This window comes from Arsenicicoccus cauae (genome assembly GCF_043162025.1).
Classification (GTDB): domain Bacteria; phylum Actinomycetota; class Actinomycetes; order Actinomycetales; family Dermatophilaceae; genus Arsenicicoccus; species Arsenicicoccus cauae.
This window is the reverse complement of record NZ_CP171001.1, coordinates 2,768,999-2,783,493: the sequence shown is the minus strand read 5'-3', so window position 1 is coordinate 2,783,493 and position 14,495 is coordinate 2,768,999. Positions and strand designations below refer to the sequence as shown.

Below are 14,495 nucleotides of genomic sequence, written 5' to 3'. Positions count from 1 at the left end.
CTGGCCCCTTCACGACCTCACGACCTCAGGAGCTCGATGCTCGCCCTCGTCGGTCTGCACCTGCTCGCGGCCGTGTGCGCCCCGCTGCTCGTGCGGCTGTGGGGACCCCGAGCGTTCTGGCTTCTGGCGCTGCCGTCGGCCGCCACCGCTGGTCTCGCCCTGGCGCGCACCGGCGAGGCCACCGCGGGCCCCGTGCCGCGCGAGGACCTGACCTGGGTGCCGTCGCTGGGGTTGTCGGTGACGCTCCGCATGGATGCCCTCGCGTGGCTGATGTGCCTCGTCGTCGGGGTGGTGGGGGCGCTCGTCCTGATCTACTGCGCGGGTTACTTCGAGCCCGACGAGCCGGGGCTGGACCGCTTCGCCGCGCACCTGACGGCCTTCGCCGGCGCGATGACCGGGCTGGTGCTGAGCGACAACCTCCTCGTGCTCTACCTCTTCTGGGAGCTCACCACCGTCCTGTCCTACCTCCTCGTGGGTCACTCCTCGCAGCTCGAGGACAGCCGCAACGCCGCCACCCAGGCGCTCGTGGTGACCACGGCCGGCGGCCTCGCGATGCTGGTCGGGATCGTCATGCTCGGCCAGAGCGCCGGGACCTACTCGCTGGTGACGATCCTGGCTCACCCGCCCGCGGGCCCCGGGGTGGCCGTCGCCGTGGCCCTGCTGCTCGTCGGGGCGATCACCAAGTCGGCGCTGGTGCCCTTCCACTTCTGGCTACCCGGGGCGATGGCCGCGCCGACCCCCGTCAGTGCCTACCTGCACGCCGCGGCCATGGTCAAGGCCGGAATCTACCTCGTGGCCCGGCTTGCGCCGGGCTTCCACGACGCCGCCACGTGGCACCCCGTCATCCTCGTGCTGGGCTGCGCCACGATGCTCGTGGGGGGCTACCGCGCGCTGCGGCAGGTCGACCTCAAGCTCCTGCTGGCCTACGGCACGGTCTCCCAGCTCGGCTTCCTCGTGGTGCTCGTCGGCACCGGGTCGGCCGAGGCCGCCGTGGCCGGGCTCGCCATGCTCGTCGCCCACGCGGTCTTCAAGGGTGGGCTGTTCCTGTCCGTCGGCGCGATCGACCACGCCACCGGCACCCGGGACATCCGGCAGCTGAGCGGGTTGCGCCGACGCATGCCTGTCGTCTTCGCGGCCTCCGTCGCGTGCGCGGCGTCCATGGCGGGGCTGCCCCCGACCCTGGGCTTCGTCGGCAAGGAGGCGGTCTACGAGACCTACTGGCACGGCGGTCAGGCGTGGAGCCGGCCGGTGCTCGTCGTGCTCGTCATCGGCTCCATGCTGACCTTCGCCTACAGCGCTCGCTTCCTCCTCGGAGCGTGGAGCGACGTGCCGGGCCGGGAGGACACCCCCTATCACGCACTCCACCGCCCGGTCGTGTGGGTGCCGGCCCTCCTCGGGCTGGGCAGCGTGCTGGCCAGCCCCTTCCTCGGCGCCGCGCAGCACCTCGTCGAGCCGTATGCCGCGAGCTGGCCCCCCTCGGACCATCCCATCCACCTCGCGCTCTGGCACGGCCTGACGCCGGCCCTGTGGCTGAGTGTCCTCACGGTCGTCGTCGGCCTGGCGCTGGTGGCGGTGCGGCGCCCCCTCGAGACGGCCCAGCGCCGCCTGCCCCACCCCCCGGCCGCGGTGTCGGCATACCGCTGGGTGATGCGCGCCCTCGACCGAGGCTCGATCGAGGTGACCGGCGCGGCGCAGCGGGGGTCCCTGCCGCTGTCGCTGGGGCTGATCCTGGTCGTGTTCATCGGCCTCACCGCGGCCGGGCTCCTCGGCATCGGCGCGATGCCCCGCACCCGCTGGTGGGACACCCCTGCGCAGGCGGTCGTGGCCGTGGTGGCCGCCCTGGCATCCGTCATGGCCGTGCGGTCCCGGCGGCGGCTGCGCGGCGTCTTCCTCGTCGGGGTCACGGGCTACGCGAGCGCCGTCCTGTTCCTGCTCCACGGCGCCCCCGACCTCGCCCTGACGCAGGTCCTGGTCGAGACCGTGTCGATCGTGGTCTTCGTGCTCGTCCTGCGGCGGCTGAGCGGCAAGTTCAACGACAACCCGTCCCGCGGCAACCGCAGCCTGCGCATCGCGCTCGGCGTCGTGTCCGGGGTGCTGGTGAGCGGGGCCGCCCTCGCCGCCGCGGGGGCGCGCACGGCGCCCCCGGGGTCCGCCGGGTGGCCGGTGGGAGCGACGAGCTTCGGCGGCGGGGAGAACATCGTCAACGTCGCCCTGGTCGACATCCGAGCCTGGGACACCATGGGGGAGATCGCCGTGGTCCTGGTCGCGGCGACCGGGGTCGCCAGCCTGATCTACCTCAGCCACGACCGGGTCCTGGCGACCCGCAGGCGGCTCGACGAGGCCAGGCGTCTGCGCGACCGCACGCGGGAGGGCCGGCCCAGCTGGCTGGCCGTGCCCACGGGCGAGCGGACCGAGGAGCCGTCGCTGATCTTCGCCGTGATCACGCGGCTGATCTTCCCGGCCATCATGGTCTGGTCCCTCTACCTGCTGTTCGCCGGCCACAACAACCCGGGCGGCGGCTTCGCGGCGGGGCTGGTCGCCGGCCTCGCGCTCACCGTGCGCTACCTCGCCGGCGGGCGGGTCGAGCTGCGGGCCGCGCTCCCGCTCATGCCCGGGGCGCTGCTCGGCACCGGGCTGTTCCTGTCCGCCGGTTTCGGCCTGGTCTCCATGCTGGTGGGCGGTGACGTCCTGCAGAGCTGGGACGCGGACGTCGAGCTGCCGCTGGTGGGCCACCTGCACCTGGTGTCCTCGGTGTTCTTCGACATCGGGGTCTATCTCGTCGTGATCGGACTAATGCTCGACATCCTCAGGTCCCTCGGGGCCGCCCTCGACCGCGAGATCAGCGGGAGGGCCGGCCGATGACCGTCAACCTCACGCTCGTCGTCCTCGCCGGCATCCTCTTCGGCTCGGGCGTGGTGCTCCTCATGGCGCGCAGCCTGGTGCGAGCCCTGCTGGGCGTCCTGCTCATGAGCAACGGCGTCAACGTCGTCTTCCTCGTCGCCTCCGGCGCACCCGGGCGCGCACCCATCGTCGGCAAGGCCTCGGCGGACGGCGTGACCGTCGGTGCCGACGGCATCTCCGACCCCCTGCCGCAGGCCATGGTGCTGACGGCCATCGTGATCATGCTGGCGGTGACCGCCTACTGCCTGGCGCTCGCGCACCGGTCCTGGCAGCTCTCGTCGAGCGACAACGTCGAGGACGATCCCGAGGACACCCGGATCGGTCAGCTGGCCGACTCCGACCGGGTTCCCGACACCGACTACGCCGACACCACCGATCCGCACGCCCTCGCCGACGCGGCGACCGACGACCGGGGAGACCACCGATGATCGACCCAGGGCCGCTGGTGCCGCTGCCCGTGGTGCTGCCCCTCGTCGGGGCCGGGCTGACCGTCGTGGCGTCCGGGCAGCAGGCGGTGCAGAGGATGGTGAGCACCCTCGTGCTCACCGCCTCCGTGGTGGTCTCTGCGGTGCTCCTGTGGGGTGCCCACACCCGGGGCACGCTGGTGGTGAACGCCGGCGGCTGGTCCCCGGCCGACGGCATCGTCCTCGTCGTGGACCGGTTGTCCGGGCTGATGCTCCTGGTGTCCTCGACGGTCACCCTGGCGGTCATGCTCTACTCCATCGGGCAGGGCCGCGCCTCGGACGACAGCGAGCACGACGGGGGGGCGCCCCTCCCGATCTTTCACCCCACGATGCTCGTGCTCGCCGCCGGCGTCTCCACGACCTTCGTCTCCGGTGACCTGTTCCACCTGTACGTCGGTTTCGAGATGCTGCTGTTCGCCAGCTTCGTCCTGCTCACCCTGGGGGGCACGGCCTCCCGGGTGCGGGCAGGGGCCAACTACGTCGTCGTCAACCTGTTGTCCTCGTTGCTGTTCCTCGTCGCCATCGCGCTCGTCTACGCCGCCACGGGCACGGTCAACCTGGCGGAGCTGTCCGGGCGCCTCGGCGCCCTGCCCGCGGGCCAGCAGGGGCTCCTGCACGGCATGCTCCTCCTGGGCTTCTGCATCAAGGCCGCGGTGTTCCCCATGTCCGGCTGGTTGCCGGACTCCTATCCCACGGCGCCGGCACCGGTCACGGCGGTGTTCGCGGGACTGCTCACCAAGGTCGGCGTCTACGCCATGATCCGCACGCAGACCCTGCTCTTTCCCGACGGTCGCCTCGACGGCGTGCTGATGTGGGCCGGGCTGCTGACGATGCTGGTGGGCATCCTCGGTGCCGTCGCCCAGGACGACATCAAGCGACTGATCTCCTTCACGCTCGTCTCGCACATCGGCTATCTCGTCTTCGGCGTCGCCGTCGGCAACGAGACCGGGCTGTCGTCGGCCATCTTCTACACCGCCCACCACATCACCATCCAGACCGCGTTGTTCCTGGTCACCGGCCTGATCGAGGCTCGCGGCGGCTCCACCTCGCTCAGCCACCTGGGCGGGCTGGGGAGACTGTCGCCGGGGCTCGCCCTCCTGTTCTTCGTCCCCGCCATGAACCTCGCGGGCATACCGCCGTTCTCGGGCTTCCTGGGCAAGGTGGGGCTCATCCAGGCCGGGGTGGCGGCAGGCACCTGGCTCTCCTACCTCCTCGTCGCGGGGTCCGTGATCACCAGCCTGCTCACCCTCTACGCCATCAGCCGGGTGTGGGGCCGGGTGTTCTGGAGGTCGCCACGGGCCGCGGTGCCGGACGACGACGGGGGTGACGACGACGTGATCGTCGTCACCGGCGACAGCGCGGCCGAGGTGGTCGCCGGACGACGCCTGCCCCTCGGCACCGTCCTGCCGACCACGCTGCTGGTCGCGGTCAGCGTGGCCATCACCTTCGCGGCCGGCCCGCTCTACCACGTCACCGATGCCGCGGCGGGTCAGCTCGCCCAGCCGGACGGCTACACCGCCGCCGTCCTGCACGGGGTGTCGCGATGAGCAGCCGCGTGCGTCTCACCCCGACCCTCGGTCTCGCCCTGGTGTGGGTCCTGCTCTGGGGCAACGTCTCGTGGGGCAACGTCCTCGCGGGACTCCTGGTCGCCCTGGTGGTCCAGGTGCTCTTTCCCCTGCCGCACGTCATGTCCGGCGTCCGGGTCCACCCCTGGGGGCTGCTCGTCCTGGTCGGCACCTTCCTCAAGGACCTGGTCACGGCCAGCCTCGCGGTCGCCTGGCTGGCTGTGCGCCCCCGGCCGATCGGGACCGGAGCGGTGATCGAGGTGCAGCTCACGGTGCACGACGACCTGCTGCGCACCGTGGTGGCCGAGCTGACGTCCCTCGTGCCCGGCACGGTCGTGGTCGACCTCGACCCGTCGTCGGGGGTGCTGACGATGCACGTCCTGGACCGCACCGACCCCGCGGACCTGCAGGCCGAGCGGGAGCGGGTCGCCGCGCTGGAGCGCCGCGTGCACCGCGCACTCGGCAAGGACCCGGCGCAGCCGGGGCGGCATACCCGCGAGCACGAGGAGGCCGGGCGATGACGGTGCTGGTGTGGCTGATCGTGACCATTCTGCTGGCGGCGGCGCTGCTCGTGCTCTGGCGCCTGGTGACGGGTCCCACGGTGCTCAACCGCACGCTGGCGAGCGACGTGCTCGTGGCGGTCATCATCTGTGCGCTCGGGGTGGAGGCGGTCGTGCGGGACCACTCGACGACGCTGCCGGTCCTCGTGTCCCTGTCGCTGGTCGGGTTCGTGGCGACGGTCGCCGTGTCGCGGTTCGTCGCCGGTGACTCCGACCTCGGGCTGCGGGAGGCCGGTCGGCCCGGGTCCGACGTGCCCGAGCCCGCCGAGGTCAGCGGCTTCGACGAGGACCAGGGTGTCGCCGACGACCACGGGGGCAACCGATGACCTGGACCGCCGTCGCCGACCTCGCCGCGCTTGTCTGCCTGGCCCTCGGGTCGCTGCTGTGCCTGTGCGCCGCAATCGGGCTGGCGCGCTTCCCCGACCTGCTCTCGCGCATGCATGCCGCGACCAAGCCGCAGACCCTGGGGATCCTGCTGGTGCTGCTCGGGGTCGGCATCGGTCGGCACTCCCCGCTCGACGTCGGGATGCTGCTGCTCGTCGCGATCTTTCAGATGGCGAGCGCCCCGGTCTCCTCGCACCTGCTGAGCCGGGCGGCGGTCCGCACCGGTCAGGTGCCCGGCGTGCGGGACGACGAGAAGGTCGAGCGGACCTAGCCGCCCGACCCTCCCTGGCCTCGCCCCGCGGAGAGGGTCAGAACAACCCGACCGTGTTGCCGTCGGCGTCGATGTCGATGCGCATCGCGGCGGGCGACTTCGACAGGCCCGGCATCGTCATCATCGACCCGCAGATCGCATAGACGTAGCCGGCACCGGCAGCGAGCCGCACCTCGCGGACCGGCAGGGTCCAGCCGCGGGGCGCGCCCTTGAGGGTCGCGTCGTGCGACAGCGACATCTGCGTCTTGGCGATGAGGACCGGCAGGTGGCCGTAGCCCTGGTCGGTGTACATCGCGAGGGCCTTGGCGGCGGCCGGGTCGAGCGAGATCCCGTTGGCGCCATACACCTTGGTGGCGATCTTGCGGATCTTGGTCTCCAGGGAGTCCTCGAAGTCGTAGGTCGGCGTGAAGTGGACCTCGTCGTTGCAGGCCTCCACGACCGTGCGGGCGAGGTCCTCCGCCCCGGCGCCACCGTCCTTGACGTGGGTGGAGACCGCGCAACGCGCGCCCATCTCCTCCGCGACGCGCCGGATCACGTCGTGCTCGGACGGGTGGTCGGTGGGGAAGGCGTTGATGGCGACGACCGGCTGCACCCCGAAGTCCTGGATGATCTGGATGTGCTTGCGCAGGTTGTCGCAGCCCGCCTCGACGTCCTCGGGCGACTCCAGCAGCATGCCCTCGGGCAGCGGCTTGCCGGCCTTGACCTCGTAGCGCCCGGAGTGGGACTTGAGCGCGCGGACCGTGGCGACGAGCACCGCGGCCTGCGGGGTGAGCCCGGCCGCCCGGCACTTGACGTTGAAGAACCGCTCGGCGCCCATGTCGGCGGCGAACCCCGCCTCGGTGAGCAGGATGTCGCCAGCCTTGATGCCGACGCGGTCGGCGATGATCGAGGAGTTGCCGATCGCGATGTTGCCGAACGGGCCGGTGTGGATGAGGGCCGGGGTGTGCTCCAGGGTCTGCATCAGGTTGGGCTTGAGGGCGTCCTTGAGCAGCACGCACATCGCGCCCGCCGCGCCGATCTGCTCCGCCGTGACGGGCCGCTTGTCCTTGGTGAAGCCGACGACGATGCGGCCGAGCCGCTCGCGCAGGTCCCGCAGCGAGGTGGCCAGGGCCATGATGACCATCACCTCCGACGCCGCGGTGATGTCGAAGCCGGCCTGGCGGGTCACGCCTTCCGTCTTGGCCCCGCAGCCCTCGATGATGTGCCGCAGCGAGCGGTCGTTGACGTCCAGGACGCGGCGCCACTGGATGTCGTCGAGCCCGAGCTCGTTGCCGAAGTGCAGGTGGTTGGCGACCATCGCGGCGAGCAGGTTGTGCGCCGCGGTGATGGCATGGAAGTCGCCCGTGAGGTGCAGGTTGAGCATCTCCATCGGCACGATCTGGCTGTAGCCGCCGCCGGCTGCGCCGCCCTTGACGCCGAAGACGGGGCCGAGCGACGGCTGGCGCAGCGCCAGCACCGGCTTGCGGCCGACGCGCGCCAGGCCCTGGGCGAGCCCGACCGCGGTCGTGGTCTTGCCCTCGCCGAGCGGCGTGGGGGTGATGGCGGTGATGACGACGTACTTCGCGTCGGGCAGGTCCCGCATCTCGTCGATGACGTCGAGCTCGACCTTGGCCACGTGCGGGCCGTAGGGGATCAGGTGCGAGGCGTCGATGCCGACGGTGGCGGCGACCTCGGGGATGGGGGCGAGATCAGCGGATCGCGCGATCTCGATGTCTGAGGGAAACGGCTTTGTGTCCACGACGGCGAGTATGTCGGACCGCCTCCACCCCCTCCCGGCCGGGGTCGCCCGGCCGGGAGGGGGTGCGGGCGGGGCGGCGGCCTCCCCGTCGAGGGGGCGCGGATGTCGCGTCCCGCGGCGGTCGCCGGCCAGGGCGATCCCTCGCTCAGCGCTCGCAGACGTAGATCGCGGTGCCGGGGATGAGTCGTCCCCGCAGCGGGCTCCAGCCGCCCCACACCTGCTCGTGCCCCGCCGGCCACTCGGGCTCGACCAGGTCCACGAGGCGCAGACCGGCGGCGGTGATCTCCCGCACCCGGTCGCCGAGGGTGCGGTGGTGCTCGACGTAGAGGGCGTTGCCGACGTCGTCCTCCTCGACGTAGGGGGAGCGGTCGAAGTAGGAGCTCGACGCGGTCAGCCCGGCCTCTCCCGGGACGTCGGGGAAGGCCCAGCGGATCGGGTGCGTGGTGGAGAAGGTGAACCTGCCGCCCGGGCGCAGCACACGCGCCGCCTCCCGCATGACCGCGGCCGAGTCGGCGACGAAGGGCACCGCCCCGTAGGCGGTCAGCACCAGGTCGAAGCTCGCGTCCGCGAACGGCAGCGCGGCGGCGTCGCACGCCAGCAGGGGGAGCGGCGCCACCGGAGGCTGCCCCGCCCGTATGCCGTCCGCCCGCCGCGCGTCGATGCTGCGCGCCTGCGCGAGCATCCCCGTGGACAGGTCGGTGGACACGACGACCGCCCCCTGGTCCGCCAGCCACCGGCCCCCCTGGGCCGCGCCCCCGCCGATCTCGAGGACGCGGAGCCCGACGAGTCGGTCGGCCGGGCCGAGGGTCCGGGCGTCGTGCTCGCGCAGGCCCTCCGGGCCCCAAACCAGGTCTGAGTCACCGAGGAAGGCCCCGTGCTCGGCGTAGTAGTCGCCCGCCTCGGCGTCCCACCAGCCCTTGTTGGCGCGGGCCGACTCGCCCTGGTCGGCGTCGCGCCGGCTGACGCCGGCGAAGCGACCGCGGTGGGCGCTCGTCATACTGCCTCCTGCTTTGACCGGTGCGTGACAGGACCGTTAGGATAGGCGGGTGTCTCGTGCGTGACCGCGCGCGAAAGCCGGCGGCCCGGGGCACGTGCACGATCCCACCTATTCAATCTGTCCACCATCGGAGTTCCTACTACATGACTGCCAGCCCGGTCGAAAAGACCGCCCCTCAGGTCGCGATCAACGACATCGGATCTGAGGAGGACTTCCTCGCCGCGATCGACGAGACGATCAAGTACTTCAACGACGGAGACATCGTCGACGGTGTCATCGTCAAGGTCGACCGGGACGAGGTCCTGCTCGACATCGGTTACAAGACCGAGGGTGTCATCCCGAGCCGTGAGCTCTCGATCAAGCACGACGTCGACCCGTCCGAGGTCGTTTCCGTGGGCGACGAGGTCGAGGCCCTGGTCCTCCAGAAGGAGGACAAGGAGGGTCGTCTGATCCTGTCCAAGAAGCGCGCCCAGTACGAGCGCGCCTGGGGCACGGTCGAGAAGGTCAAGGAGGAGGACGGCGTCGTCACCGGCACCGTCATCGAGGTCGTCAAGGGCGGCCTCATCCTCGACATCGGGCTGCGCGGCTTCCTGCCCGCCTCCCTGGTCGAGATGCGTCGCGTCCGCGACCTCCAGCCGTACGTCGGCAAGGAGATCGAGGCCAAGATCATCGAGCTCGACAAGAACCGCAACAACGTGGTCCTGTCGCGTCGCGCGTGGTTGGAGCAGACCCAGTCCGAGGTCCGCACCACCTTCCTCAAGGAGCTCGGCAAGGGCCAGGTCCGCTCCGGTGTCGTCTCCTCCATCGTCAACTTCGGTGCCTTCGTGGACCTGGGCGGCGTCGACGGTCTCGTCCACGTCTCCGAGCTGTCCTGGAAGCACATCGACCACCCGTCCGAGGTCGTCGAGGTGGGCCAGGAGGTCACCGTCGAGGTGCTCGACGTGGACATGGACCGCGAGCGTGTCTCCCTGTCGCTGAAGGCGACCCAGGAGGACCCGTGGCAGCACTTCGCCCGCACCCACGCCATCGGCCAGGTCGTGCCGGGCAAGGTCACCAAGCTCGTCCCGTTCGGTGCGTTCGTGCGCGTCGAGGAGGGCATCGAGGGTCTGGTCCACATCTCCGAGCTGGCCGAGCGCCACGTGGAGCTGCCGGAGCAGGTCGTCAACGTGGGCGACGACATCTTCGTCCGCGTCATCGACATCGACCTCGAGCGTCGCCGCATCTCGCTGTCGCTCAAGCAGGCCAACGACGCGTCCGTCGTCTCCGACGAGTTCGACCCGACGCAGTACGGCATGGCCGCCGAGTACGACGAGCAGGGCAACTACAAGTACCCCGAGGGCTTCGACCCCGAGACCAACGAGTGGCTCGAGGGCTTCGAGACCCAGCGCGAGAAGTGGGAGAAGCAGTACGCCGAGGCCCACTCGCTGTGGGAGGCGCACAAGACCCAGGTCGAGGAGGCCGCCAGGGCCGACGCCGAGGCTGCCGCCAACCCGGAGGCCCCGACGTCCTACTCCTCGGGCGGCTCCGGCTCCGAGAGCACGTCCGCGTCGTCCGTGTCGTCGTCCTCCTCGAGCGAGGGCACCCTCGCCTCCGACGAGGCGCTGGCCGCTCTGCGCGAGAAGCTCACCGGCTCCAACTGAGCCACCAGACCAGGCGCACCTCGCCCGGTCCCGGCCGACGGCCCCGTCCACCCCAGGTGGGCGGGGCCGTCGTCGTGCGCGTGGCGTCCCCGCCGCCGAGGATCACGGCGCCCCCCGGCGGGTGTCGGCGCCCGGGCGCGAGTAGCCTCTGTGCATGGTTCGCATCGGTCTGACAGGTGGTATCGGCTCTGGGAAGTCGACGGTGTCGCAGCGCCTCGGCGAGCTGGGCGCGGTGGTGGTCGATGCCGACCAGCTGGCTCGCGAGGTCGTCTCGCCCGGGTCGCAGGGGCTGCGGGCCGTCCGTGAGAGGTTCGGTGACGGCGTCGTGGGTCCGGACGGTGCGCTCGACCGCGGGGCCCTGGGCGGCATCGTCTTCGCCGACGAGCGGGCCCGGCGCGACCTCGAGGCGATCACGCACCCGCTGATCGCGCACCGCACCGGGCAGCTCATGGCCGAGGCCGGCGAGGACGCCATCGTCGTGCACGACGTGCCCCTGCTGGTCGAGAAGCACATGGGTCCGGCCTATCACCTCGTGGTGGTGGTCGAGGCCGACCACGAGTCACGCCTGCGGCGCCTGGAGGGGCGGGGCCTCAGCGGGCACGACGCGCGGGCCCGGATGGAGCACCAGGCCACCGACGAGCAGCGCCGCGCTGCCGCCGACGTGCTGATCGACAACAACGGGTCCGTCGCGGACCTGGTCACCCAGGTCGACCGGGTGTGGCAGGAGCGACTGCGGCCGTATGCCGACAACGTGCGCACCCGCACGCGGGCGCGTCGCCCGGACGTGCCCACCCTCGTGGAGTACGACGAGACGTGGCCCCAGCAGGCGGACCGGCTGATCGCCCGGATCAGCGCGGCGATGGGGGCGCGGGCCCCGGAGATCGAGCACATCGGCTCGACCGCGGTGCCCGGCCTGGCGGGCAAGGACGTCATCGACCTGCAGATCGGGGTGCCCGACCTGCACGACGCCGACGACCCGGAGTTCGTCCGCACCCTGGAGGACCTGGGGTTCCCGCGGTCCAAGGACAACACGATGGACAACGTCAAGGACGAGCTGCCCGACCCGTCGCTGTGGGTCAAGCGGTTCCACGGGTCCTGCGACCCGGGCCGGGTCGTGCACGTCCACGTGCGCGAGACGGAGGGGGCGGGCTGGCAGTACGCCCTGCTCTACCGCGACTGGTTGCGGTCCGACGCGCAGGCGCGCGCGGACTACCTGACCGAGAAGCACCGGCTGGCGGGCACCTGTGCCACGACGTCGGAGTACGCCGAGGCGAAGGAGCCGTGGTTCAACCACATCTGGCCGCGCATGCAGGCGTGGGCCCGCCGGACGGGGTGGCACTCCTAGCCGCCTCCGGGCACCTGTAGACACGGGGTCTGTCAGACCCGCGCTCTAGGCTGACGTCATGCGACCGACGACCGACCTGCAGCGGAGCGTGGCCCCCTTCCACGTGGTCTCCGAGTTCTCACCGTCCGGCGACCAGCCGAGTGCGATCGCGGAGCTGACCCGCCGCATCAAGGCGGGGGAGCAGGACGTGGTCCTGCTGGGTGCCACGGGGACCGGCAAGTCGGCGACGACCGCCTGGCTCATCGAGCAGGTGCAGCGCCCGACGCTGGTGATGGCGCCCAACAAGACCCTGGCGGCCCAGCTGGCCAACGAGTTCCGCGAGCTGCTGCCGAACAACGCGGTCGAGTACTTCGTGAGCTACTACGACTACTACCAGCCCGAGGCCTACATCGCCCAGACGGACACGTACATCGAGAAGGACTCGTCGATCAACGACGAGGTCGAGCGGCTCCGGCACAGCGCCACCAACTCGCTGCTGACCCGGCGCGACACGGTGGTCGTCGCGTCCGTGTCGTGCATCTACGGCCTCGGCACCCCGCAGGAGTACGTCGACCGCATGGTCCGCCTCAAGGTGGGTCAGGAGATCGAGCGCGACGAGCTGCTGCGCCGCTTCGTGACCATGCAGTACGCCCGCAACGACCTGTCCTTCACCCGGGGAACCTTCCGCGTGCGGGGGGACACGGTCGAGATCATCCCTCAGTACGAAGAGCTCGCCATCCGCATCGAGTTCTTCGGCGACGAGGTCGAGCGCCTCTACACCCTGCACCCCCTCACCGGGGAGGTCGTCCGTGAGGAGGAGGAGATGTACGTCTTCCCGGCGACGCACTACGTGGCTGGCGAGGAGCGCATGGAGCGCGCCATCAGCGGGATCGAGCGCGAGCTCGAGGCGCAGCTGGCGACGTTCGAGCAGCAGGGCAAGCTGCTGGAGGCCCAACGCCTGCGGATGCGGACCACCTACGACATCGAGATGATGCGCCAGGTGGGTTCCTGCTCGGGCATCGAGAACTACTCGATGCACATCGACGGGCGCTCCCCGGGGTCCCCCCCCAACACGCTGCTTGACTACTTCCCCGAGGACTTCCTCCTCGTGATCGACGAGTCGCACGTGACGGTGCCGCAGATCGGCGCGATGTTCGAGGGCGACATGTCCCGCAAGCGCCAGCTCGTCGACCACGGCTTCCGGCTCCCCAGCGCGATGGACAACCGGCCGCTCAAGTGGGAGGAGTTCCTCGAGCGGATCGGGCAGACCGTCTACCTCTCGGCCACCCCCGGTCCCTACGAGCTGGCCAAGGGCGAGGGCACGGTGGAGCAGATCATCCGCCCCACCGGCCTGGTCGACCCCGAGATCGTCCTCAAGCCCACCAAGGGCCAGATCGACGACCTGCTGCACGAGATCCGCGAGAGGACGGCCAGGGACGAGCGCGTCCTGGTCACCACCCTCACCAAGAAGATGGCGGAGGACCTCACCGACTACCTGCTCGAAAAGGGGGTCCGGGTCCGCTACCTGCACTCCGAGGTCGACACCCTGCGCCGCGTGGAGCTGCTGCGGGAGCTGCGGATGGGGGAGTACGACGTCCTCGTGGGCATCAACCTGCTCCGCGAGGGCCTCGACCTGCCCGAGGTCTCGCTCGTCAGCATCCTGGACGCCGACAAGGAGGGCTTCCTGCGGTCGGCCCGCTCCCTCATCCAGACCATCGGTCGCGCGGCCCGCAACGTGTCGGGCCAGGTCCACATGTATGCCGACTCGATCACCCCGTCCATGGAGGAGGCGATCGGCGAGACCAACCGGCGCCGGGACAAGCAGATCGCCTACAACCGTGAGCACGGCATCGACCCGCAGCCGTTGCGCAAGCGGATCGCCGACATCACGGACCTCATCGCCAAGGAGGAGGCCGACACCGAGGCGCTCCTCGGCAGCGGACGCGGTCAGTCGCGGGCCAAGGGCAAGGGGCGAGGCGCCGTCGCGGGCGCCGCGACCGGCGACAAGGGCGCGCTGATGCAGCAGGCCCGGTCGATGCCCGCGGCCGAGCTGGCCGAGCTCATCCAGGAGATCACCCAGCAGATGCACCAGGCGGCCGCCGAGCTGCACTTCGAGCTCGCGGCCCGGTTGCGCGACGAGCTCGGCGACCTCAAGAAGGAGCTCCGCCAGATGACGGAGGCCACGCGGTGACCCCGGATCCCCGGGGCGAGGGCGTGGAGGCCACCCCCGACCTGCTCGGCTGCTGCCTGGCCAAGCCCGGCGCCTGGCGCGACGAGGCCGACGAGTGGATCCGGCGCTACCCGCAGGACGCCTCGGTCTCGGCCTACATCGGCCGGCACGGGTGGAACGTCCTGCGCGTGGGGGGCCGGATCCCCGCCGACGAGATCCGCGAGGCGATGGAGGAGTCCTACGACCGCGTCGTGTCGGGCCTGCCGAGGAGCAGACGCCCGGCCTGAGCGGGCACGGCACGGGGAAGTCCCGCGACTGTGAAACAATCACGCGATCGACCACGGAGGGGAGTATCCCCAACGCGGTGGCCTCGTCAGCACGGACCTGGACGGACGACCCTGTCCCAGGTGCCCGGGGCACCGGTCCGCCTCGGGCGGGAGAGACCTCCGACGCATGGCCTCCCCCTCCCACCGAAAGGCCT

Annotated in this window: 12 protein-coding genes; 10 read left to right on the top strand and 2 right to left on the bottom strand. The window is 71.2% G+C overall.

Annotated features, from left to right (window positions below):
- Positions 1–36: 36 nt before the first annotated feature.
- The 6 genes from ACF3NS_RS13035 to mnhG are packed head-to-tail and all read left to right on the top strand — an operon-like array spanning position 37 to position 6,145.
- Positions 37–2,862 (top strand): Na+/H+ antiporter subunit A, encoded by a 2,826-nt coding sequence (locus ACF3NS_RS13035; RefSeq protein WP_392466516.1) that lies wholly within the window; start codon positions 37–39, stop codon positions 2,860–2,862.
- Positions 2,859–3,329 (top strand): Na(+)/H(+) antiporter subunit C, encoded by a 471-nt coding sequence (locus tag ACF3NS_RS13030; protein WP_392466513.1) that lies wholly within the window; start codon positions 2,859–2,861, stop codon positions 3,327–3,329. Before ACF3NS_RS13035 ends, ACF3NS_RS13030 begins: the two co-directional genes overlap by 4 nt.
- On the top strand, positions 3,326–4,912 hold the full coding sequence (locus tag ACF3NS_RS13025; protein ID WP_392466511.1) for a Na+/H+ antiporter subunit D: 1,587 nt from the start codon (positions 3,326–3,328) through the stop codon (positions 4,910–4,912). The genes ACF3NS_RS13030 and ACF3NS_RS13025 overlap by 4 nt, the downstream gene beginning before the upstream one ends.
- 8 nt (positions 4,913–4,920) lie before the next feature.
- Complete coding sequence (locus ACF3NS_RS13020; protein WP_288797556.1) at positions 4,921–5,451, top strand: Na+/H+ antiporter subunit E; 531 nt, start codon at positions 4,921–4,923, stop codon at positions 5,449–5,451.
- Entirely contained in the window at positions 5,448–5,816 is a 369-nt protein-coding gene (locus ACF3NS_RS13015; RefSeq protein WP_154591928.1) for a monovalent cation/H+ antiporter complex subunit F, read from the top strand. The genes ACF3NS_RS13020 and ACF3NS_RS13015 overlap by 4 nt, the downstream gene beginning before the upstream one ends.
- Positions 5,813–6,145, top strand: a complete 333-nt coding sequence (mnhG, locus tag ACF3NS_RS13010; protein ID WP_154591927.1) for a monovalent cation/H(+) antiporter subunit G — start codon at positions 5,813–5,815, stop codon at positions 6,143–6,145. The genes ACF3NS_RS13015 and mnhG overlap by 4 nt, the downstream gene beginning before the upstream one ends.
- Before the next feature lie 37 nt (positions 6,146–6,182).
- Here the strand turns inward: mnhG and ACF3NS_RS13005 are convergent, their stop codons facing one another.
- Complete coding sequence (locus ACF3NS_RS13005) at positions 6,183–7,883, bottom strand: formate--tetrahydrofolate ligase (protein WP_392466508.1); 1,701 nt, start codon at positions 7,881–7,883, stop codon at positions 6,183–6,185.
- A gap of 145 nt (positions 7,884–8,028) precedes the next feature.
- Positions 8,029–8,880 carry a class I SAM-dependent methyltransferase gene (locus ACF3NS_RS13000; RefSeq protein WP_392466507.1) on the bottom strand — a complete coding sequence of 284 codons (852 nt, stop codon included), beginning with the start codon at positions 8,878–8,880 and terminating at the stop codon, positions 8,029–8,031.
- Positions 8,881–9,023: 143 nt separating this feature from the next.
- Between ACF3NS_RS13000 and rpsA the strand changes: the two genes are divergently transcribed.
- The 4 genes from rpsA (at position 9,024) to ACF3NS_RS12980 (ending at position 14,301) form a co-directional block, all read left to right on the top strand.
- Positions 9,024–10,520: a 30S ribosomal protein S1 gene (gene rpsA / locus ACF3NS_RS12995; RefSeq protein ID WP_154591925.1), complete on the top strand. Its 1,497-nt coding sequence runs from the start codon at positions 9,024–9,026 to the stop codon at positions 10,518–10,520.
- 154 nt (positions 10,521–10,674) lie between these two features.
- The gene (gene coaE / locus ACF3NS_RS12990) at positions 10,675–11,865 is read left to right on the top strand and encodes a dephospho-CoA kinase (RefSeq protein WP_154591924.1); all 1,191 of its coding nucleotides are present in this window, start codon (positions 10,675–10,677) and stop codon (positions 11,863–11,865) included.
- A gap of 58 nt (positions 11,866–11,923) precedes the next feature.
- The gene (gene uvrB / locus ACF3NS_RS12985; protein ID WP_288797553.1) at positions 11,924–14,035 is read left to right on the top strand and encodes an excinuclease ABC subunit UvrB; all 2,112 of its coding nucleotides are present in this window, start codon (positions 11,924–11,926) and stop codon (positions 14,033–14,035) included.
- Positions 14,032–14,301 carry an MmcQ/YjbR family DNA-binding protein gene (locus ACF3NS_RS12980; RefSeq protein ID WP_154591922.1) on the top strand — a complete coding sequence of 90 codons (270 nt, stop codon included), beginning with the start codon at positions 14,032–14,034 and terminating at the stop codon, positions 14,299–14,301. Before uvrB ends, ACF3NS_RS12980 begins: the two co-directional genes overlap by 4 nt.
- Positions 14,302–14,495: the final 194 nt, after the last annotated feature.